This window comes from Pantoea sp. Ep11b (assembly GCF_040783975.1).
GTDB lineage: Bacteria > Pseudomonadota > Gammaproteobacteria > Enterobacterales > Enterobacteriaceae > Pantoea.
On sequence record NZ_CP160631.1, the window covers coordinates 642,484 to 664,785 of the forward strand.

The window sequence follows — 22,302 nt, forward strand, 5'->3', positions numbered from 1 at the left end:
GGAGGGTATCACCAGTATGGCTTTCAACAGAAGTAAAAAGATAGAGGCGATCTCGCTTTCGTCGGCATAACCACAAAACGTGACGATAGTCGCTGTTTTCACTCGTCCGGGCTTGTTTATTCCGTTGCAGCGCCTCACAGCGGCAGTGTGACGTTATTCCCTTTTATCTGACTTCGGGCCTCTCCTGAGGACGTGAACGCGGGAGAGGGGGGCACAGAAGGGCAGGGGGAAGACAAAACCCGATGCCGGACGACATTCCCGGCAAAACCCTCTGTCTTTCTGAGACTGCCCGTAACAGTGGCATCAAAAAAGCGGCTCCATTTTCTGCTGAAGCGCGACGGTGAATAAAAAAATGAGGCAAATTGGTTTAAAAAAGCATCACTCAGTTCAAACAGGCAAAATAAAAGCGCGAGCGGTGGATCATTTCTCTGCCAGAAAGGGCGTTTTTGCGCGGAATGCCTCGCTGGCCATAACCGGCTGAACCCGGAAAAACAGGGCCGGATTGCACAAATATTCTGCAGGAAATCGCGAAAATGCGACGATTTGCACAAATAGTAAGCGATAGAAAAAAATATGCGATTTTTTAGTTGCATCCGACGCCCGACCTTCCTAGAATGCGCACCACTTGATGCCGGCTTAGCTCAGTTGGTAGAGCAACTGACTTGTAATCAGTAGGTCACCAGTTCGATTCCGGTAGCCGGCACCATCAAGTAGGTGGGATTCCCGAGCGGCCAAAGGGAGCAGACTGTAAATCTGCCGTCACAGACTTCGAAGGTTCGAATCCTTCTCCCACCACCATCTCAGCCTCACGGTTGAGTACAGATAGACAGCCTGTTTATCTGTCAGGTGAGTCATATATCACCCTGAATTCAGACTGAGCGTTAGCGAAGTCAAAGCCGGTCAGCTTCGCTGGCAGGCAGTAGATAACAGAGAGTCATTCTCTGTTTTCTGCAAGCTACAGAAAGAACAGGTAGCCGAGTTCCAGGATGCGGGCATCGTATAATGGCTATTACCTCAGCCTTCCAAGCTGATGATGCGGGTTCGATTCCCGCTGCCCGCTCCAGATGTGCTGATATGGCTCAGTTGGTAGAGCGCACCCTTGGTAAGGGTGAGGTCCCCAGTTCGACTCTGGGTATCAGCACCACTTCCTTTAATCTCCCTCCTGATTTTCTCTGTAACTTCCTTGCAGTCAGGCGTTGCCTGGTTAATGTGATGATATCATTGATATATCCGTGTCTTAGAGGGACTAGCGATGGCTAAAGAGCAATTTCAACGTAACAAACTGCACGTAAACGTGGGCACCATCGGTCACGTTGACCACGGTAAAACCACCCTGACTGCAGCTATCACTACCGTACTGGCTAAAACCAACGGCGGCCAGGCGCGTGCATTCGACCAGATCGACAGCACCCCTGAAGAAAAAGCCCGCGGTATTACCATCAACACCGCTCACGTTGAGTATGAGACTGCTTCACGTCACTACGCTCACGTTGACTGCCCAGGCCACGCCGACTATGTGAAAAACATGATCACCGGTGCTGCGCAGATGGACGGCGCGATCCTGGTTGTTGCTGCGACTGATGGCCCGATGCCACAGACCCGTGAGCACATCCTGCTGGGTCGTCAGGTTGGCGTTCCTTACATCATCGTGTTCCTGAACAAGTGTGACATGGTTGATGATGAAGAGCTGCTGGAACTGGTTGAGATGGAAGTACGTGACCTGCTGTCACAGTACGACTTCCCAGGCGACGACACCCCAATCGTTCGTGGTTCTGCGCTGAAAGCGCTGGAAGGCGACGCTGCGTGGGAAGCAAAAATCATCGAGCTGGCTGAACACCTGGACAACTACATCCCGGATCCAGTCCGTGCGATCGACATGCCGTTCCTGCTGCCAATCGAAGACGTATTCTCAATCTCTGGCCGTGGTACCGTTGTTACCGGTCGTGTTGAGCGCGGCATCGTTAAAGTCGGCGACGAAGTTGAAATCGTTGGTATCAAAGATACTGCGAAATCAACCTGTACCGGTGTTGAGATGTTCCGTAAGCTGCTGGACCAGGGTCAGGCAGGCGAAAACTGTGGTGTTCTGCTGCGCGGTATCAAGCGTGAAGACATCCAGCGTGGTCAGGTTCTGGCTAAGCCAGGCACCATCAAGCCACACACCCAGTTCGAGTCAGAAGTTTACGTTCTGTCTAAAGACGAAGGTGGCCGCCATACTCCGTTCTTCAAGGGCTATCGTCCACAGTTCTACTTCCGTACCACTGACGTGACCGGTTCAGTAGAGCTGCCAGAAGGCGTTGAAATGGTTATGCCAGGCGACAACATCAAAATGGTTGTTACCCTGATCCACCCAATCGCAATGGACGAAGGTCTGCGCTTCGCAATCCGCGAAGGTGGCCGTACCGTTGGCGCGGGTGTTGTTGCTAAAGTTATCGCATAATTACCGATAACGTTTGACGCAATGCACACGGAAAGGGCATCATTTGATGCCCTTTTTGCACGCTGTTTTATAGAACCTGGCTCATCAGTGATTTTTTCGATCATAATCATTGCTGAGACAGGCTCTGTCATGCGGCGTTAGATACCGAGTTACGCCTCAAAAGCTCATTCGGTTTGGACGCCTCGCACTGCGGGGCAGAATAGTTTCTGAATTATTGTGGCAGGTTGGTTTATGAGTGCGAATACCGAAGCTCAAGGGAGCGGGCGTGGCCTGGAAGCGGTAAAGTGGGTAGCAGTCGTGGTACTGCTGCTTGCGGCGATTGTAGGTAACTACCTCTATCGTGATGTATCACTGCCACTGCGCGCGTTAGCCGTAGTTGTACTGATTGCAGCGGCTGGCGGCATTGCGCTTTTAACGACCAAAGGCAAAGCGACCGTGGCTTTTGCTCGTGAAGCAAGAACAGAAATGCGTAAGGTTATCTGGCCAACCCGCCAGGAAACGCTGCACACCACGTTAATCGTTGCCGCGGTGACTGCCGTGATGTCACTGATTTTGTGGGGGCTGGATGGTATTCTGGTCCGTCTGGTATCGTTTATCACTGGCCTGAGGTTCTGAGATGTCTGAAGCTCCAAAGAAACGCTGGTACGTCGTACAGGCGTTTTCCGGTTTTGAAGGCCGCGTAGCTCAATCGCTGCGCGAGCATATCAAATTGCATAACATGGAAGAGCTGTTTGGCGACGTCATGGTTCCGACTGAAGAAGTCGTTGAGATTCGTGGTGGCCAGCGTCGTAAGAGCGAGCGCAAGTTTTTCCCGGGATATGTACTGGTTCAGATGGTGATGAATGACGCCAGCTGGCACCTGGTGCGCAGTGTCCCGCGCGTGATGGGTTTCATCGGCGGAACATCTGACCGTCCGGCACCGATCAGCGACAAAGAAGTTGATGCGATCATGAACCGTCTGCAGCAGGTCGGTGACAAGCCCCGTCCGAAAACGCTGTTTGAGCCAGGTGAAATGGTTCGTGTTAACGACGGTCCTTTTGCCGACTTTAACGGTGTCGTCGAAGATGTGGATTACGAGAAGAGCCGCCTGACGGTTTCCGTTTCCATCTTCGGACGTGCAACGCCGGTCGAACTCGACTTCGGTCAGGTGGAGAAAGGTTAACCTCTTTCCGCTCACAAATTAGCTGTTGCAGCAGGCGCGAAATTTAACTACAATTTCGCGCCTTTTGTTTTTATGCGCTGGCAACAGCGTATAAATCGTTATCACGGGGAGCCTTTTTACAGGCGCTATAACCCAATTGAGGAAATATCATGGCTAAGAAAGTCCAAGCCTACGTCAAGCTGCAGGTTGCAGCTGGTATGGCGAACCCAAGTCCACCGGTTGGTCCAGCTCTGGGTCAGCAGGGTGTTAACATCATGGAATTCTGTAAAGCGTTCAACGCCAAGACCGAATCTCTGGAAAAAGGTCTGCCGACTCCTGTTGTTATCACCGTATACAGCGACCGCTCTTTCACTTTCATTACCAAAACGCCTCCGGCTGCCGTACTGCTGAAAAAAGCAGCGGGCATCAAGTCTGGTTCTGGTAAGCCGAACAAAGATAAAGTCGGTAAAGTGACTCGTGCTCAGGTACGTGAAATCGCAGAAACCAAAGCTGCGGACATGACTGGTTCTGACGTTGAAGCGATGACTCGCTCAATCGAAGGTACTGCTCGTTCCATGGGCCTGGTAGTAGAGGACTAAGAAATGGCTAAGCTGACCAAGCGCATGACCGTAATTCGCGACAAAGTTGACGCGACCAAGCAGTATGACATTGCTGAAGCTGTTGCTCTGCTGAAAGAACTGGCTACTGCCAAGTTCGTTGAAAGCGTTGACGTTGCTGTCAACCTCGGCATTGATGCACGTAAATCTGATCAGAACGTACGCGGCGCGACCGTTCTGCCACACGGTACTGGTCGTTCAGTACGTGTTGCTGTCTTCACCCAGGGTGCTAACGCTGAAGCTGCTAAAGCAGCAGGCGCGGAGCTGGTTGGTATGGAAGACCTGGCTGAGCAGATCAAGAAAGGCGAAATGAATTTTGACGTTGTTATTGCTTCTCCGGATGCAATGCGCGTTGTTGGCCAGCTGGGCCAGATTCTGGGTCCACGCGGCCTGATGCCAAACCCGAAAGTTGGTACTGTAACGCCTAACGTTGCTGAAGCGGTTAAGAACGCTAAAGCGGGTCAGGTTCGTTATCGTAACGACAAAAACGGCATCATCCACACGACCATCGGTAAAGTGGACTTTGACGCTGACAAACTGAAAGAAAACCTGGAATCTCTGCTGGTTGCGCTGAAAAAAGCAAAACCCTCTCAGGCGAAAGGCGTGTACATCAAGAAAGTCAGCCTTTCAACCACCATGGGCGCCGGCGTTGCCGTTGACCAGGCGGGTCTGAACGCAACAGCAAACTAATTGCTGCTTGAAACGGGCGAAAAATTCACCTAGAATCTTACGCCCGTTGTTCTGTTATTAACAGAACAGGACACCAGAGAGCCGGAACGGAGCGTTATCGCTTTTCTTCTGCCTCTGCTGCGTCGCACAGAATTTAGGTTGGAGCTAGGCCTTATCCTGGCCTCCGTCCAAGACCGCAGGAGCGGCTTATCTCCGGATAAACTGCTTAATATCCTGCGTAGACGGTGACAGAACCAAAAGAATTTTTTCTTAGCTGGATTCTGCTCACCGTGTTCGAGCGCTTATTTCCCCTCGGGTGAATGAGTGAAGTGAGTTCCGGGGAAATCCTTTCCCGGTCAAATCCAGGAGCAAAAGCTAATGGCATTAAATCTTCAAGACAAACAAGCGATTGTTGCTGAAGTCAGCGAAGTAGCCAAAGGTGCGCTTTCAGCGGTTGTTGCGGATTCCCGTGGCGTTACCGTTGATAAAATGACCGAACTGCGTAAAGCAGGTCGTGAAGCTGGCGTTTACATGCGTGTTGTTCGTAACACCCTGCTGCGCCGCGTCGTTGAAGGTACTCAGTTTGAGTGCCTGAAAGACACGTTTGTTGGTCCGACCCTGATTGCATATTCTTTGGAACACCCGGGCGCTGCTGCTCGTCTGTTCAAAGATTTCGCGAAAGCGAATGCAAAATTTGAGGTCAAAGCTGCAGCCTTTGAAGGTGAGCTGATCACGGCGGCCAATATTGACCGTCTGGCAACGCTGCCGACCTACGAAGAAGCACTGGCACGTCTGATGTCGACCATGAAAGAAGCCGCTGCTGGCAAACTGGTCCGCACTCTGGCTGCTGTACGCGACGCAAAAGAAGCGGCTTAAGGCCAGACTCTTTTTCTTCGTGTTTGCTAACGTATAAACTTTTTCTGATTCTTAGGAACAATTGTTATGTCTATCACTAAAGACCAAATTCTGGAAGCTGTTGCAGCTATGTCCGTAATGGAAGTAGTTGAGCTGGTTTCTGCTATGGAAGAAAAATTCGGCGTTTCTGCTGCTGCTGCTGTAGCTGTTGCTGCGGGCCCGGCTGAAGCTGTTGAAGAAAAAACTGAATTCGACGTCGTACTGAAAGCTGTTGGCGCGAACAAAGTAGCAGTAATCAAAGCCGTACGTACTGCAACTGGTCTGGGCCTGAAAGAAGCCAAAGATCTGGTTGAAGCAACTGGCGTGATCAAAGAAGGCATCAGCAAAGACGACGCAGCTGCACTTGAAGCTGCTCTGAAAGAAGCTGGCGCTGAAGTTGAAGTTAAGTAAGACAACCCTCGGGTTGCAGTCTGAGTAGTTTCAGACTGATGGCTGGTGACTTTTTGGTCACCAGCCTTTTTGCGCTACAGGGTTTCAATGGGGTTTCACACTGTTTGTCCATTGCTACTCTTCAATATCTTTCTCTATCGACGACTTAATATACCGCTTTCCTGAGTGGGTTCCCTGCCTTCGCAAAAGCGATGAAATGATTTAAGCGTGATAGAAAGAGGTATTGCACTGCTGCCCCGCAGCCAGTGAATCAAACAAAATCGTGTTGCATGAACTGTCCTGTCAGGACGGACAGCGTGGGTCGACTTGTCAGCTAGCTGAGGAACCCTATGGTTTACTCCTATACCGAGAAAAAACGTATTCGTAAGGATTTTGGTAAACGTCCACAAGTACTGGACATACCTTATCTCCTTTCCATCCAGCTCGACTCGTTCCAGAAGTTTATCGAGCAAGATCCAGAAGGTCAGTACGGGCTGGAAGCTGCATTCCGCTCTGTATTCCCTATTGCGAGCTACAGCGGCAACTCTGAGCTGCAGTATGTCAGCTATCGCCTGGGCGAACCTGTCTTTGACGTGAAAGAGTGTCAGATCCGTGGCGTGACCTATTCGGCACCGCTGCGCGTGAAACTGCGTCTGGTGATCTATGAGCGCGAAGCGCCAGAAGGCACCGTAAAAGATATTAAAGAACAAGAAGTCTACATGGGCGAAATTCCGCTCATGACCGACAACGGTACCTTTGTCATCAACGGTACCGAGCGCGTTATCGTTTCTCAGCTGCACCGTAGTCCTGGCGTGTTCTTTGACAGCGATAAGGGTAAAACCCACTCTTCGGGTAAAGTGCTTTATAACGCACGTATCATCCCTTACCGCGGTTCATGGCTCGACTTTGAGTTTGACCCGAAAGATAACCTGTTTGTCCGTATTGACCGTCGTCGTAAGCTGCCGGCCACTATCATCCTGCGTGCGTTACAGTTCACGACGCCTCAGATCCTCGATCTCTTCTTTGAGAAAGTGGTCTTTGAAATCCGTGACAACAAGCTGCAGATGGAGCTGGTACCTGAGCGCCTGCGCGGTGAAACTGCGACCTTCGATATCGAAGCGAACGGCACCGTCTACGTCGAAAAAGGTCGCCGCATCACTGCGCGCCATATCCGTCAGCTGGAAAAAGATGGCATTCAGCACATCGAAGTTCCGGTTGAATATATTGCGGGCAAAGTGGTCGCGAAAGATTACATCGATGAGAGCACCGGTGAGCTGATTGTTGCAGCGAACATGGAGCTGTCGCTGGATCTGCTGGCTAAACTGAGCCAGTCCGGTCACAAGCGCATCGAAACGCTGTTCACCAACGATCTGGACCACGGTCCATATATGTCTGAGACCCTGCGTGTTGACCCAACCAGCGATCGCCTGAGCGCCCTGGTTGAGATCTACCGCATGATGCGTCCTGGTGAGCCGCCAACGCGTGAAGCCGCAGAGAACCTGTTCGAAAACCTCTTCTTCTCTGAAGATCGTTACGACCTGTCTGCTGTCGGCCGTATGAAATTCAACCGCTCATTGCTGCGTGATGAAATCGAAGGTTCGGGTATCCTGAGCAAAGAAGACATCATCGAAGTGATGAAGAAGCTGATCGACATCCGTAACGGTAAAGGCGAAGTGGACGATATCGACCACCTCGGCAACCGTCGTATTCGTTCAGTCGGCGAAATGGCTGAGAACCAGTTCCGCGTGGGTCTGGTCCGTGTTGAGCGTGCGGTTAAAGAGCGTCTGTCACTGGGCGATCTGGATACCCTGATGCCACAGGACATGATCAACGCTAAGCCGATTTCGGCTGCGGTCAAAGAGTTCTTTGGTTCAAGCCAGCTTTCTCAGTTTATGGACCAGAACAACCCGCTGTCAGAGATCACGCACAAACGTCGTATCTCTGCTCTCGGCCCGGGTGGTCTGACGCGTGAGCGTGCCGGCTTCGAAGTGCGTGACGTACACCCAACGCACTACGGTCGTGTCTGCCCAATCGAGACCCCGGAAGGTCCGAACATCGGTCTGATCAACTCCTTGTCTGTTTATGCGCAGACCAATGAGTACGGTTTCCTTGAAACCCCGTATCGCCGTGTGATCGATGGCCTGGTCTCTGACGAGATTCATTACCTCTCTGCTATCGAAGAGGGTAACTACGTTATCGCACAGGCGAACGCCCCGCTGGATGACAACGGCGCGTTTGTGGATGACCTGGTCACCTGCCGTAGCAAAGGCGAATCGAGCCTGTTCAGCCGCGATCAGGTTGACTACATGGACGTTTCCACCCAGCAGGTGGTTTCTGTCGGTGCATCCCTGATCCCGTTCCTGGAACACGATGACGCCAACCGTGCTCTGATGGGTGCGAACATGCAACGTCAGGCCGTTCCGACTCTGCGTGCTGATAAGCCGCTGGTGGGTACCGGTATGGAACGTGCTGTTGCCGTTGACTCCGGTGTTACCGCCGTTGCTAAACGTGGCGGTACCGTTCAGTACGTTGACGCATCACGTATCGTGATCAAGGTGAACGAAGATGAGATGTATGCTGGCGAAGCCGGTATCGACATCTATAACCTGACCAAATACACCCGTTCTAACCAGAACACCTGTATCAACCAGATGCCATGTGTCTCTCTGGGTGAGCCGGTTGAACGTGGTGATGTGCTGGCTGATGGCCCGTCCACCGATCTGGGTGAACTGGCGCTGGGTCAGAACATGCGCGTCGCGTTCATGCCGTGGAACGGTTACAACTTCGAAGACTCCATCCTGGTCTCCGAGCGCGTGGTGCAGGAAGATCGCTTTACCACCATCCACATTCAGGAACTGGCTTGCGTGTCGCGTGACACCAAACTGGGGCCGGAAGAGATCACCGCTGACATCCCGAACGTGGGTGAAGCCGCACTCTCTAAACTGGATGAGTCAGGCATCGTCTACATCGGTGCTGAAGTGACCGGTGGTGACATTCTGGTTGGTAAGGTAACGCCGAAAGGTGAAACCCAGCTGACGCCAGAAGAGAAACTGCTGCGCGCGATCTTCGGTGAAAAAGCCTCTGACGTGAAAGATTCGTCACTGCGCGTACCGAATGGCGTGTCAGGTACCGTGATCGACGTTCAGGTCTTTACCCGCGATGGCGTGGAAAAAGACAAACGTGCGCTGGAAATCGAAGAGATGCAGCTGAAGCAGGCGAAGAAAGACCTGTCTGAAGAGCTGCAGATTCTGGAAGCGGGCCTGTTCAGCCGTATTCAGAACGTCCTGATCTCCGGTGGCGTTGAAGCAGACAAACTGGACAAGCTGCCGCGTGAGCGCTGGCTGGAGCTGGGTCTGAACGACGAAGCTAAGCAAAACCAGCTGGAACAGCTGGCCGAGCAGTACGACGAACTGAAGCACGAGTTTGAGAAGAAACTCGAAGGTAAGCGTCGTAAGATCACCCAGGGCGATGATCTGGCACCAGGCGTGCTGAAAATCGTTAAGGTTTATCTGGCCGTTAAGCGTCAGATTCAGCCGGGTGACAAGATGGCAGGTCGTCACGGTAACAAAGGTGTTATCTCCAAGATCAACCCGATCGAAGATATGCCTTACGATGAAAACGGCACGCCGGTCGACATCGTTCTGAACCCGCTGGGCGTACCATCGCGTATGAACATCGGTCAGATTCTGGAAACCCACCTGGGTATGGCGGCGAAAGGCATCGGCGAGAAGATCAACGCCATGCTGAAGAAGCAGGAAGAAGTCGCGAAACTGCGTGAATTCATCCAGCGCGCCTATGACCTGGGTACTGACCTGCGTCAGAGAGTTGACCTGAACACCTTCTCCGATGACGAAGTTCTGCGTCTGGCTGAGAACCTGAAGAAAGGTATGCCTATCGCCACTCCGGTGTTTGATGGCGCGAAAGAGAGCGAAATCAAAGAGCTGTTACAGCTCGGCGGCCTGCCTTCTTCCGGTCAGATTACCCTGTTTGACGGCCGTACCGGTGAGCAGTTCGAACGTCAGGTTACCGTTGGCTACATGTACATGCTGAAACTTAACCACCTGGTTGATGACAAGATGCATGCACGTTCTACCGGTTCCTACAGCCTGGTTACTCAGCAGCCGCTGGGTGGTAAGGCGCAGTTCGGTGGTCAGCGCTTTGGTGAGATGGAAGTATGGGCACTGGAAGCTTACGGTGCCGCCTATACCCTGCAGGAAATGCTTACCGTTAAGTCTGATGACGTCAACGGCCGTACCAAGATGTATAAAAACATCGTTGACGGCAACCATCAGATGGAACCGGGCATGCCGGAATCCTTCAACGTACTGTTGAAAGAGATTCGCTCGCTGGGTATCAACATCGAGCTGGAAGACGAGTAACCCCATTTCAGGCAGCGGTTCGCCGTTGCCTGAAAGCGCCGGGTTTAAAGCGCTCGCAATTGTACTGGTTACGGGGCGTTCAATTTCGGTTGGACGCCCCCTGAGTCTCACTCCGACGGGAGCTAATCCGTGAAAGACTTACTTAAGTTTCTGAAAGCGCAAACTAAGACCGAAGAGTTTGATGCGATCAAAATTGCGCTGGCTTCGCCAGACATGATCCGTTCCTGGTCTTTTGGTGAAGTGAAAAAGCCAGAAACCATTAACTACCGTACTTTCAAGCCAGAGCGCGATGGTCTGTTCTGTGCCCGTATCTTCGGGCCGGTAAAAGACTATGAGTGCCTGTGCGGTAAGTACAAGCGCCTGAAACACCGTGGTGTGATTTGTGAGAAGTGCGGCGTTGAAGTGACCCAGACTAAAGTACGCCGTGAGCGTATGGGCCACATCGAACTGGCGTCGCCGACCGCGCACATCTGGTTCCTGAAGTCACTGCCATCGCGTATCGGCTTACTGCTGGATATGCCGCTGCGTGACATCGAGCGTGTGCTCTACTTTGAATCTTACGTGGTAATCGAAGGTGGCATGACCAACCTCGAGAAGCGTCAGATCCTGACCGAAGAGCAGTACCTTGACGCACTGGAAGAGTTCGGTGACGAATTCGACGCCAAAATGGGCGCCGAAGCGATCCAGGCCCTGTTGAAAAACATGGATCTGGAGCAGGAGTGCGATCAGCTGCGTGAAGAGCTGAACGAAACGAACTCCGAAACCAAACGTAAAAAACTGACCAAGCGTATCAAGCTGCTGGAAGCGTTCGTACAGTCTGGTAACAAGCCAGAGTGGATGATCCTGACCGTGCTGCCTGTTCTGCCACCGGATCTGCGTCCGCTGGTACCGCTGGACGGTGGCCGTTTCGCAACGTCGGATCTGAACGATCTCTATCGTCGCGTGATCAACCGTAACAACCGTCTGAAGCGCCTGCTGGATCTGGCTGCGCCAGACATCATCGTGCGCAACGAAAAGCGTATGCTGCAGGAAGCGGTCGATGCTCTGCTGGATAACGGTCGTCGCGGTCGTGCGATCACCGGTTCCAACAAGCGTCCGCTGAAATCGCTGGCAGACATGATCAAAGGTAAGCAGGGTCGTTTCCGTCAGAACCTGCTGGGTAAACGTGTCGACTACTCTGGTCGTTCGGTTATCACCGTTGGTCCATACCTGCGTCTGCATCAGTGCGGCCTGCCGAAGAAAATGGCACTCGAGCTGTTCAAACCGTTCATTTACGGCAAGCTGGAACTGCGTGGCCTGGCCACCACCATCAAAGCCGCAAAGAAAATGGTTGAGCGCGAAGAAGCGGTTGTCTGGGATATCCTCGACGAAGTGATCCGTGAGCACCCGGTTCTGCTGAACCGTGCGCCTACGCTGCACCGTCTGGGTATTCAGGCTTTTGAACCGGTTCTGATCGAAGGTAAAGCGATTCAGCTTCACCCGCTGGTCTGTGCGGCCTATAACGCCGACTTCGATGGTGACCAGATGGCTGTCCACGTACCGCTGACGCTGGAAGCCCAGCTGGAAGCGCGTGCGCTGATGATGTCGACCAACAACATCCTGTCACCTGCGAACGGCGAGCCAATCATCGTTCCTTCTCAGGACGTTGTACTGGGTCTGTACTACATGACCCGTGACTGTGTTAACGCCAAAGGCGAAGGCATGGTGCTGACTGGCCCGAAAGAAGCTGAGCGTATTTATCGCGCTGGCCTCGCGTCTCTGCATGCTCGCGTGAAGGTGCGTATCACCGAACACGAGAAAAACGAGCAGGATGAGTGGGTCGCAAAAACCAGCCTGATCGACACGACTATCGGTCGCGCCATCCTGTGGATGATCGTGCCAAAAGGTCTGCCTTACTCCATCGTTAACCAGGCGCTGGGTAAAAAAGCTATCTCCAAAATGCTGAACACCTGTTACCGCATTCTGGGCCTTAAGCCGACCGTTATCTTCGCTGACCAGACCATGTACACCGGTTTCGCCTACGCTGCCCGTTCAGGCGCGTCAGTCGGTATCGACGACATGGTGATCCCAGAGAAGAAAGTGGAAATCATCACCGAAGCGGAAGCGGAAGTGGCTGAGATCCAGGAGCAGTTCCAGTCGGGTCTGGTTACTGCCGGCGAACGTTATAACAAAGTCATCGATATCTGGGCCGCCGCCAACGAACGTGTTGCCAAGGCGATGATGGAAAACCTCTCAACCGAAACCGTGATTAACCGTGACGGCGAAGAAGAGAAACAGGTTTCCTTTAACAGCATCTTTATGATGGCCGACTCCGGTGCGCGTGGTTCTGCTGCACAGATTCGTCAGCTGGCCGGTATGCGTGGTCTGATGGCGAAGCCGGATGGCTCGATCATTGAAACACCAATTACGGCGAACTTCCGTGAAGGGCTGAACGTACTCCAGTACTTCATCTCAACCCACGGTGCGCGTAAAGGTCTTGCGGATACCGCACTGAAAACAGCGAACTCCGGTTATCTGACGCGTCGTCTGGTTGACGTTGCTCAGGACCTGGTTGTGACTGAAGATGACTGTGGTACACACGAAGGCATCATGATGACGCCAGTCATCGAAGGTGGCGACGTGAAAGAGCCGCTGCGTGAACGTGTACTGGGTCGTGTGACCGCTGAAGACGTTCTGAAGCCTGGTACTGCGGACATTCTGGTTCCACGCAACACCCTGCTCGATGAGCACTGGTGTGACGTGCTGGAACTGAACTCCGTCGACAGCCTGAAAGTCCGCTCTGTTGTAGGTTGTGAAACCGACTTTGGTGTGTGTGCGCATTGCTACGGTCGCGACCTGGCACGTGGTCACATCATCAACAAAGGTGAAGCGATCGGTGTTATCGCGGCACAGTCCATCGGTGAGCCGGGTACACAGCTGACGATGCGTACGTTCCACATCGGTGGTGCGGCATCGCGTGCGGCTGCTGAATCCAGCATTCAGGTGAAGAACAAAGGTACCATCAAGCTGACCAACGCCAAGTCGGTAACGAACTCGGCCGGTAAGCTGGTGATCACCTCGCGTAACGTCGAACTGAAAATGATCGATGAATTTGGTCGTACCAAAGAGAGCTATAAAGTTCCTTACGGTTCTACCATGGCGAAAGGTGATGGTGAGCAGGTTGCTGCGGGCGAGACCGTGGCGAACTGGGATCCGCATACCATGCCAGTTATCACCGAAGTGGGCGGTTTCATTCGCTTCACGGACATGATCGATGGCCAGACCATTACCCGTCAGACAGATGACTTAACCGGTCTGTCTTCGCTGGTGGTTCTGGACAGTGCTGAGCGTACGTCAGGCGGTAAAGATCTGCGTCCTGCGCTGAAAATTGTTGATGCCAGCGGCAACGACGTTCTGATCCCGGGCACCGACATGCCGGCTCAGTACTTCCTGCCAGGTAAAGCGATTGTTCAGCTGGAAGATGGCGTGAAAATCAGTGCCGGTGACACCCTGGCGCGTGTACCGCAGGAATCTGGCGGTACCAAGGATATTACCGGTGGTCTGCCACGCGTTGCTGACCTGTTCGAAGCGCGTCGTCCGAAAGAGCCAGCAATCCTGGCGGAGATCAGCGGCATCATCTCCTTCGGTAAAGAGACCAAAGGTAAACGTCGTCTGGTGATCACTCCGCTGGATGGCAGCGAGCCATACGAAGAGATGATTCCGAAATGGCGTCAGCTGAACGTGTTCGAAGGTGAACGTGTTGAGCGCGGTGACGTGGTTTCCGATGGCCCAGAGTCTCCACATGACATCCTGCGTCTGCGTGGCGTGCATGCGGTGACCCGTTACATCACTAACGAAGTGCAGGAAGTTTACCGCCTGCAGGGCGTTAAGATTAACGATAAGCACATCGAAGTCATCGTTCGTCAGATGCTGCGTAAAGCCACCATCGTGAGCGCAGGCGGTGCAGACTTCCTGGAAGGTGAGCAGGCTGAGTACTCTCGCATCAAGATCTCTAACCGTGATCTGGAAGCGAACGGAAAAGTGGGCGCAACCTACGTGCGTGACCTGCTGGGTATTACCAAAGCGTCACTGGCTACCGAATCGTTCATCTCTGCTGCATCGTTCCAGGAGACCACCCGTGTCCTGACCGAAGCCGCAGTAGCAGGCAAGCGCGACGAACTGCGCGGCCTGAAAGAGAACGTGATCGTGGGTCGTCTGATCCCGGCCGGTACCGGTTATGCGTACCATCAGGATCGTATGCGTCGCAAAGCGGCAGGCGAAGTACCCGTTGTACCGCAGGTGACTGCGGATGAAGCATCAGCCAGCCTGGCTGAACTGCTGAACGCCGGTCTCGGCGGCAACAAAGACGATTAATCGTCCCCGCCTGATAAAAAACCCTGCTCCGGCAGGGTTTTTTTTATCTCTTTTTCAGGCTTTCCACTCATTACGGCGGATGCCAATATCCCTGAGCTGCTGGTCACTCAGCTTCGACAGAATGGCAGTGGTCTCCCGCCGCAGCTGCCAGCGTCTGAAACAGCGCCACAGATAACGAACCAGGTGGTAAGGCGTACCGGTAAATGGCTTAGCTGCGCGATTCTCATCGTATCCCATGATAGTGCCCTCAGTGATGTGAGAGGCTATTTTCCGCAAAGCGGTCTGTATGATACAGATTCAAAAATCACCTTTTTTTAACATACAGATTGCGGTAAACACGATCTGAATGGTAAAAACGGAGCTCAACTGTACTGGTTACTGCTCAGCATCTGAGCCGGAGTAAATACAATGACCCGTTATGAACATCTGGCTTCGCTGCTGGCTCAGCGCATCGAACAGGGACTGTACCGCTGTGGGGAACGTCTGCCTTCGGTGCGTACCCTCAGTGCTGAACATGGCGTCAGTATCAGTACGGTACAGCAGGCTTATCATCTGCTGGAAGAGAAGCAGATGATCACGCCGCAGTCACGCTCCGGCTACTTTGTCGCCGCCTGTAAATCGACACCGCCGATCCCGGCGCTGACGCGCCCCGTGCAGCGGCCGGTGGAGGTCACACAGTGGGATGCGGTGCTGGAGCTGATTAACGGTCGGCTGGAAGAGGATGTCCTGCAGCTGGGCAGCGGGATGCCCGATCTGACGCAGCCGACGCTTAAGCCGCTCTGGAAAGCGTTCGGCCGCCAGGCGCAGAAGCAGGAAACCGCGCTGCTCAACTATGACAATCTTTATGGCGTACTCGCGCTGCGACAGCAGATAGCACGGCTGGCGATCGATAGCGGCTGCCAGCTCACGGCCGGGGAGATTGTGATTACCACCGGCTGTCACGAAGCGTTATCCGTTAGCGTCCGGGCGGTCTGCGAGCCGGGTGATATTATTGCCGTTGAGTCACCGTCGTTTCACGGCATTATGCAGACGCTGCGCGGCTTTGGCATCCGCGCCATCGAGATCCCGACCGATGCGGCGACCGGCATCAGTCTGGAGGCGCTGGAACTGGCCTTCGACCAGTGGCCGATCAAAGCTGTTGTGGTTGTGCCGAACTGTAATAATCCGCTGGGATTTATCATGCCGGAGTCGCGTAAGCGGGCGTTGCTGGCGCTGGCGCAGCGGTTTGACGCCGCGATTATCGAAGATGATGTGTATGGTGAACTGGCCTGGGACTATCCGCGGCCTCCGGCTATCAAAGCGTTTGATCTGGACGGCCGGGTTCTGCTCTGCAGCTCCTTTTCAAAAACGCTGGCGCCGGGTTTGCGTGTCGGCTGGGTGGTACCCGGCCGCTATCGTGACCGCGTACTGCATATGAAATATATCGTTACCGGCTCCACCGCCACGCAGCCTCAGCATGCGGTCTCCGAATTTATCCGTCAGGGCCATTATCAGCCCCATCTGCGCCGGATGCGGCAGATCTATCACCGCAACTATGAACGCTTCAGCTGCTGGGTGCGCCACTACTTTCCCTGCGGTATCTGCGTGTCACGTCCTCAGGGCGGCTTTCTGATGTGGATCGAACTCCCCGAGGCCTTCGACGCGGTCCGGCTTAACCGTGAACTGCGCGAGTCGAAAATACAGATCGCCGTAGGTTCACTGTTTTCGGCCTCAGGTAAATACCGTAACTGCCTGCGTCTGAACTACGGCCTGCCTGTTAACGAACAGACTGAACAGGCACTGGCACAGGTCGGGGCGGCCGTTGAACGCGCGATGATCTCATGTCAGCATGAGACGCCAGGCCCGGCCTCCGCGCTGACATCGTGAACAAGGAGGCAGGGCCGGCAAGAGGAGTGAACCGGCCCTGGTCAGATAACCTTAACCTGACGACGCCCACGTTAAGGCTCTGCACCCCAGCGCGCCAGCGGCAACTTTCTCTTCTGCGACAGGCTTTCCGCAGAGCATACCGGTGTTACCCGTTTTGCCGTCGCGCTGCGGAACAGATCTCAGCATCCCTGCCCATCGCCTTCGGTCAGCGCCAGCAGCGTCGCGGTGGCGGCACGCCAGTCCTCCGCCTGGGTAATCGCACTCACCACCGCAATGCTGCCCACGCCGGTAGCCAGCACCCCGGGCGCACGGGCTATCGAGATCCCGCCAATCGCCACGGTAGGGATGTCGGTCAGACGGGCCAGATGCTGTTTCAGCTGCTCAAGGCCCTGCGGCGCAGACGGCATCGCTTTGGTCTGAGTCGGGAATATATGGCCCAGCGCGATGTAAGAGGGCTGGATCGCCAGGGCGCGATCCAGTTCCGCATCATCATGGGTCGAGATCCCCAGCCGTAAGCCGGCCTGCCGAATGCGGTCAAGATCGGCGACATCCAGATCCTCCTGCCCCAGATGCACGCCATAAGCCTGATGCTTTATCGCCAGCGCCCAGTAATCATTGATAAACAGGCGCGCATCGTAACGTTTCCCCAGCGCAATCGCCTGCGCAATGGCAGGCTCAGCGATCGCCTCGGGCTGATCTTTGATGCGCAGCTGGATCGTGCGGACGCCCGCCTCCAGCAGGCGGGCGATCCAGTCGGGGCTGTCAACCACCGGATAAAGCCCCAGGCGCGGGGCGGTAGCAGGAAATGCGGGCATCGTTAATCCTCCTTCAGGGTGTCGGCGGGGTGATAGAGTTCACCGCCGTGGCGACGAAAACGGTCTGACATCTGCGCCATGCCTACGGTGACAGGCTCGGCGCGCGTATCCTGGCGGGCGGCGAACGCGCGCACCTCCTGGGAAATTTTCATCGAGCAGAATTTCGGGCCGCACATTGAGCAGAAGTGCGCCACCTTGCCCGACGCCTGCGGCAGGGTTTCGTCATGCATCGCCCGGGCGGTGTGGGGATCGAGGGCCAGATTGAACTGATCTTCCCAGCGGAATTCAAAGCGTGCTTTGGACATCGCGTTATCGCGGATCTGCGCGCCCGGATGGCCTTTCGCCAGATCGGCGGCGTGCGCCGCGATTTTGTAGGTGATCAATCCCTGTTTCACATCCTCCTTGTTCGGCAGGCCCAGATGCTCTTTAGGGGTGACGTAACAGAGCATGGCGCAGCCAAACCAGCCGATCATGGCGGCGCCGATACCGGAGGTGAAATGGTCATAGCCGGGCGCGATATCGGTGGTCAGTGGGCCAAGCGTGTAGAAGGGCGCTTCATCGCACAGGTCGAGCTGTTCGGTCATGTTGCGGCGGATCATGTGCATCGGCACATGGCCCGGCCCTTCAATCATCACCTGAACGTCATACTCCCAGGCGATGCGGGTCAGTTCGCCCAGGGTGCGCAGCTCGGCAAACTGCGCCTCATCGTTGGCATCCTGAATCGAACCCGGACGTAAACCGTCACCCAGTGACAGGGCGACATCATAAGCGGCGCAGATTTCACAGATTTCCCGGAAATGCTGATAGAGAAAGTTCTCCTGATGGTGCGACAGACACCATTTCGCCATGATCGACCCGCCGCGTGACACAATGCCGGTCAGCCGCTTCGCCGTCATCGGCACATAGCGCAGCAGCACGCCCGCGTGGATGGTGAAGTAATCCACCCCCTGTTCCGCCTGCTCAAGCAGCGTATCCCGGAAGATCGTCCAGTTCAGCGACTCGGCCACGCCATTCACTTTTTCCAGCGCCTGATAGATCGGGACGGTGCCGATGGGCACCGGGCTGTTGCGCAGGATCCATTCGCGCGTTTCATGGATATAGCGTCCGGTGGAGAGATCCATCACCGTATCGGCGCCCCAGCGGGTGGACCAGACCAGCTTCTCCACTTCCTCTTCAATGGAAGAGGTCACCGCGGAATTGCCGATATTGGCGTTGACCTTCACCAGAAAGTTGCGGCCGATGATCATCGGTTCCGATTCAGGGTGGTTGATATTGGCCGGGATGATGGCGCGACCGGCCGCTACCTCCTGACGCACGAACTCGGGCGTTATCGCGGCGGGCAGATGTGCGCCAAAACTGTGGCCCGGATGCTGTTGCAGCAGCACCTCCGCGCGGATGCGTTCCCGGCCCATATTTTCCCGCAGAGCGATGAACTCCATCTCCGGGGTAACGATCCCCTGACGGGCGTAGTGCAGCTGCGTAACGCGGCGGCCTGCGCGGGCGCGTCGCGGGATCGGCAGCTGGTCGAAACGCAGGTGGTCCAGCCCCTCATCGGCCAGCCGCTGCTGGGTATAGCCGGAGCTGTTCTGGCTCAGTGGTTCACTGTCGTCGCGTTCTGCAATCCAGCCGGCGCGCAGCTTCGCCAGACCACGATGCACATCGATCTCTGCGGCGGGATCGCCATAGGCACCCGCCGTGTCATAAACCGGCACGGCTTCATTCTGCTCATAAAGTGGCGCTTCTTTACTGCCGCCGGTATGGGTCGGCGTCATTTCGATTTCCCGCATCGGCACGCGGATATCGTCCCGGCTGCCGGTTATCCAGATGCGACTAGAGCGGGGAAACGCACTGCCACCCCGCAGGGAGTGGATAAACGCCTGCGCCTGGGCGCGTTGTTCACGACGGGTCATTTTAGGGTCAGACATAGCAATCTTCCTGTTAAAGGGAAACGATGCTTGTCCGGAGTCCGGAAGGAGTAAGCGTACAGACAGCGCACAACGGCTGGCAGACAGCGACTGATTACTCTTGTTCCCTTCGCAGGTTCTAACCTGATCAGGTTCCGCGGATCCCGAATTAACGGTCTCAGCCCGGATGGGCACTCCGACAAGAAGCGGTTTTTACGCAGGCGCTTAGCGCAGCCTCAGCGGTAAAAACGTGATATTTCAACACACAAATAAAAAAGGTTCTTTGGCGTCTCTGCCTCAGAACCTGTTCAGCATAAAAGGGCTATCGGATAATCTCAATACCCCTGTTACGAATCGGCATTATGCCGGACGGGCGATCTGGCTGTCGTTGGCCACGGGCGGCGCGGCCAGCTGATTATCCCACGCGAGCTGGATCAGCTTATCTTCCAGCGTAAAGCGCGCTTCCAGCACCTCGCCCACTTCGGACAGTGCCTGCTGGAAGGTCATGCAGTTCTCATCGTCAATCGCCTGCTGCAGGTGACCATCATACAGCTGCATCAGACGCTCCGTATTCGCTTCCAGCGGCGGGTAGATCTGCGCAGCGGCAATCATCGGGCTGTCACCACTCATCTCATTGATGACGCGCTCATAGATGCTGAAGTGACCTGCAGAAAGGTAATCGACCAGGCTGTGACAGAAGTTGTCCAGCGCCTGCTCATCCAGACGCGTCAGCGCCTCTTTGTTGGGTTTAAGACCGACGAGGTGATAATAGTTCACCAGCAGCTGACGACGGGCTTCAAGCCATGAATCGACCAGTTCATTACTGCCACCTACGCGTTCAGCCAGGACTTCTAACTGGTTAAGCATATCTAACTCCATGTGAGTTATAGTTGTTTATCTACACACTTAACATCAGGGCTTCAGCGTGCGATTTGACGCTAAGGATGACGAAATAAATGCAATGCGAAATCTCAAGCGTAGACGCTGGATGGTGGATTGTCAGCCATGAACAGAAACTTTGGTTGCCACAAGGTGATTTACCCCACGGAAACGCCGAAAAATTCGGTTTAACGGGCAGTAAAGCCCGGACGATTGGGGAGTGGCAGGGTGAAAAAGTCTGGCTGATTTGCGAGCCGCGCTCAGCAGAGATGTTTTCGGTGCGGCAGCTGATCGATCAGGATGTGGAACTGTTTCAGCTGGCCGGACGCGGCGTGCAGCTGGCAGAGTTCTACCGCTCTCATCGCTGGTGCGGCTACTGCGGGCATGAAATGCATCACAGCAAACATGAGTTTGCCTGTCTGTGCAGCCATTGTCGCGAACGCTACTATCCGCAGATCGCACCCTGCATCATTGTGGCTATCCGTCGCGGCGATGAGATCCTGCTGGCGAATCATGCCCGGCATCGCAACAAGGTTTACACCGTACTGGCGGGGTTTGTCGAGGTCGGCGAAACCCTGGAGCAGGCCGTCGCCCGCGAGGTCATGGAAGAGAGCAATATCCGCATCAAAAACGTCCGTTATGTCACCTCCCAGCCGTGGCCCTTCCCGCAATCTCTGATGACGGCGTTTATGGCGGAGTATGAAAGTGGCGATCTGCAGCACGATGGCAAAGAGCTGCTGGATGCGGCCTGGTTCCGTTTCGATGATCTGCCGCTGCTGCCTCCGCCGGGCACCGTGGCGCGCCGCCTGATTGAAGATACCGTCGCCCTGTGCCGCGCGGAAGCGTGAAAGTGCTACACTACACGCCTGTTATTGAGAGAGTGTTGAGATGAGTGAACTGAAGAACGATCGTTATTTGCGTGCCCTGTTACGTCAGCCGGTCGATGTCACGCCGGTATGGATGATGCGACAAGCCGGGCGCTATTTGCCGGAGTACAAAGCGACGCGCGCCCAGGCGGGTGACTTTATGTCGCTGTGTAAAAACGCCGAGCTGGCCTGCGAAGTGACTCTGCAGCCGCTGCGCCGTTATCCGCTGGATGCCGCCATCCTCTTCAGTGACATCCTGACTATTCCGGATGCGATGGGACTGGGACTCTATTTTGAAGCGGGTGAAGGTCCGCGTTTCGCTAACCCTGTGACCTGCCGTGCAGACGTTGAGCGTTTACCGGTGCCCGATCCGGAAATGGAGCTGGGCTATGTGATGAATGCCGTCCGCACCATCCGTAAAAATCTCAACGGCGAACTGCCGCTGATTGGCTTCTCGGGCAGCCCCTGGACGCTGGCGACCTATATGGTCGAAGGCGGCAGCAGCAAGGCCTTTACCCGCATCAAAAAGATGATGTATGCCGAGCCCGCGACGCTGCACGCAATGCTGGACAAGCTGGCCGACAGCGTCATTCTCTATCTCAACGCGCAGATCCGCGCCGGTGCGCAGTCCGTGATGGTGTTTGACACCTGGGGCGGCGTGCTGACCGGTCGTGATTACCGCGAGTTTTCACTCCACTACATGCACAAAATTGTCGATGGCCTGCTGCGTGAAAACGACGGCCGCCGGGTGCCGGTGACGCTGTTCACCAAAGGGGGCGGACAGTGGCTGGAAGCGATGGCGGCCACCGGCTGTGATGCGCTGGGTCTCGACTGGACCACCGATATCGATGACGCACGCCGTCGCGTAGGCGACAAAGTGGCGCTGCAGGGCAATATGGACCCCTCTATGCTCTATGCGGCCCCTGAGCGTATCGAACAGGAAGTGGCGGGTATCCTTGAGCGCTTTGGCGCGGGCACCGGCCACGTCTTCAATCTGGGGCACGGTATTCATCAGGATGTCCCGCCAGAAAATGCCGGCGTCTTTGTGGAGGCGGTGCACCGTCTGTCACGTCCCTGGCATCAGGAGTAATC

At 54.9% G+C, this 22,302-nt stretch carries 16 protein-coding genes, 4 tRNA genes and 1 riboswitch; of the genes, 16 read left to right on the forward strand and 4 right to left on the reverse strand.

Annotated features, from left to right (window positions below; genetic code table 11):
* Positions 1-630 precede the first annotated feature (630 nt).
* From AB1748_RS02990 to rpoC, 13 genes are all read left to right on the forward strand, one after another.
* A tRNA-Thr gene (locus AB1748_RS02990) sits at positions 631-706 on the forward strand.
* 7 nt (positions 707-713) lie between these two features.
* Positions 714-798 (forward strand) — tRNA-Tyr (locus AB1748_RS02995).
* Between the two features lie 190 nt (positions 799-988).
* Positions 989-1,063 (forward strand) — tRNA-Gly (locus AB1748_RS03000).
* Between the two features lie 5 nt (positions 1,064-1,068).
* Positions 1,069-1,144: transfer RNA gene (locus AB1748_RS03005), tRNA-Thr, on the forward strand.
* Positions 1,145-1,252: 108 nt separating this feature from the next.
* The gene (gene tuf / locus AB1748_RS03010; RefSeq protein ID WP_367395990.1) at positions 1,253-2,437 is read left to right on the forward strand and encodes an elongation factor Tu; all 1,185 of its coding nucleotides are present in this window, start codon (positions 1,253-1,255) and stop codon (positions 2,435-2,437) included.
* A 231-nt stretch (positions 2,438-2,668) separates the two neighbouring features.
* A complete protein-coding gene (secE, locus tag AB1748_RS03015) occupies positions 2,669-3,052 on the forward strand; it encodes a preprotein translocase subunit SecE (protein ID WP_111142233.1) in 384 nt (127 codons plus the stop codon).
* 1 nt (position 3,053) lies between these two features.
* Positions 3,054-3,599, forward strand: a complete 546-nt coding sequence (gene nusG / locus AB1748_RS03020) for a transcription termination/antitermination protein NusG (protein WP_003848088.1) — start codon at positions 3,054-3,056, stop codon at positions 3,597-3,599.
* A 149-nt stretch (positions 3,600-3,748) separates the two neighbouring features.
* Positions 3,749-4,177, forward strand: coding sequence for a 50S ribosomal protein L11 (rplK, locus tag AB1748_RS03025; protein WP_006121495.1), 429 nt, complete (start codon positions 3,749-3,751; stop codon positions 4,175-4,177).
* Between the two features lie 3 nt (positions 4,178-4,180).
* Positions 4,181-4,885, forward strand: a complete 705-nt coding sequence (rplA, locus tag AB1748_RS03030; protein WP_009092662.1) for a 50S ribosomal protein L1 — start codon at positions 4,181-4,183, stop codon at positions 4,883-4,885.
* Positions 4,886-5,242: 357 nt separating this feature from the next.
* Complete coding sequence (gene rplJ, locus AB1748_RS03035) at positions 5,243-5,740, forward strand: 50S ribosomal protein L10 (protein WP_028722878.1); 498 nt, start codon at positions 5,243-5,245, stop codon at positions 5,738-5,740.
* A 66-nt stretch (positions 5,741-5,806) separates the two neighbouring features.
* A complete protein-coding gene (gene rplL / locus AB1748_RS03040; protein ID WP_009092660.1) occupies positions 5,807-6,169 on the forward strand; it encodes a 50S ribosomal protein L7/L12 in 363 nt (120 codons plus the stop codon).
* A gap of 329 nt (positions 6,170-6,498) precedes the next feature.
* Positions 6,499-10,527 carry a DNA-directed RNA polymerase subunit beta gene (rpoB, locus tag AB1748_RS03045; RefSeq protein ID WP_111141251.1) on the forward strand — a complete coding sequence of 1,343 codons (4,029 nt, stop codon included), beginning with the start codon at positions 6,499-6,501 and terminating at the stop codon, positions 10,525-10,527.
* Positions 10,528-10,656: 129 nt separating this feature from the next.
* Complete coding sequence (gene rpoC / locus AB1748_RS03050) at positions 10,657-14,880, forward strand: DNA-directed RNA polymerase subunit beta' (protein ID WP_111141250.1); 4,224 nt, start codon at positions 10,657-10,659, stop codon at positions 14,878-14,880.
* Positions 14,881-14,934: 54 nt separating this feature from the next.
* On the opposite strand, the gene AB1748_RS03055 is transcribed toward rpoC, so the two are convergent.
* On the reverse strand, positions 14,935-15,117 hold the full coding sequence (locus AB1748_RS03055) for a DUF1127 domain-containing protein (protein ID WP_111141249.1): 183 nt from the start codon (positions 15,115-15,117) through the stop codon (positions 14,935-14,937).
* 171 nt (positions 15,118-15,288) lie between these two features.
* On the opposite strand from AB1748_RS03055, the gene AB1748_RS03060 reads away from it, so the two are divergent.
* The gene (locus AB1748_RS03060; protein WP_367395991.1) at positions 15,289-16,746 is read left to right on the forward strand and encodes a PLP-dependent aminotransferase family protein; all 1,458 of its coding nucleotides are present in this window, start codon (positions 15,289-15,291) and stop codon (positions 16,744-16,746) included.
* A gap of 179 nt (positions 16,747-16,925) precedes the next feature.
* Here AB1748_RS03060 and thiE read toward each other — a convergent pair whose 3' ends face one another.
* The 3 genes from thiE to rsd form a co-directional block, all read right to left on the reverse strand.
* Positions 16,926-17,561: a thiamine phosphate synthase gene (thiE, locus tag AB1748_RS03065; RefSeq protein ID WP_111141247.1), complete on the reverse strand. Its 636-nt coding sequence runs from the start codon at positions 17,559-17,561 to the stop codon at positions 16,926-16,928.
* 2 nt (positions 17,562-17,563) lie between these two features.
* Positions 17,564-19,486, reverse strand: a complete 1,923-nt coding sequence (thiC, locus tag AB1748_RS03070; protein ID WP_367395992.1) for a phosphomethylpyrimidine synthase ThiC — start codon at positions 19,484-19,486, stop codon at positions 17,564-17,566.
* Between the two features lie 87 nt (positions 19,487-19,573).
* Positions 19,574-19,674, reverse strand: a riboswitch (TPP riboswitch).
* Between the two features lie 151 nt (positions 19,675-19,825).
* Positions 19,826-20,332, reverse strand: a complete 507-nt coding sequence (gene rsd / locus AB1748_RS03075) for a sigma D regulator (protein WP_111141245.1) — start codon at positions 20,330-20,332, stop codon at positions 19,826-19,828.
* An 89-nt stretch (positions 20,333-20,421) separates the two neighbouring features.
* On the opposite strand from rsd, the gene nudC reads away from it, so the two are divergent.
* Entirely contained in the window at positions 20,422-21,192 is a 771-nt protein-coding gene (nudC, locus tag AB1748_RS03080) for an NAD(+) diphosphatase (RefSeq protein ID WP_111141244.1), read from the forward strand.
* Positions 21,193-21,232: 40 nt separating this feature from the next.
* Complete coding sequence (hemE, locus tag AB1748_RS03085) at positions 21,233-22,300, forward strand: uroporphyrinogen decarboxylase (RefSeq protein WP_111141243.1); 1,068 nt, start codon at positions 21,233-21,235, stop codon at positions 22,298-22,300.
* Positions 22,301-22,302: the final 2 nt, after the last annotated feature.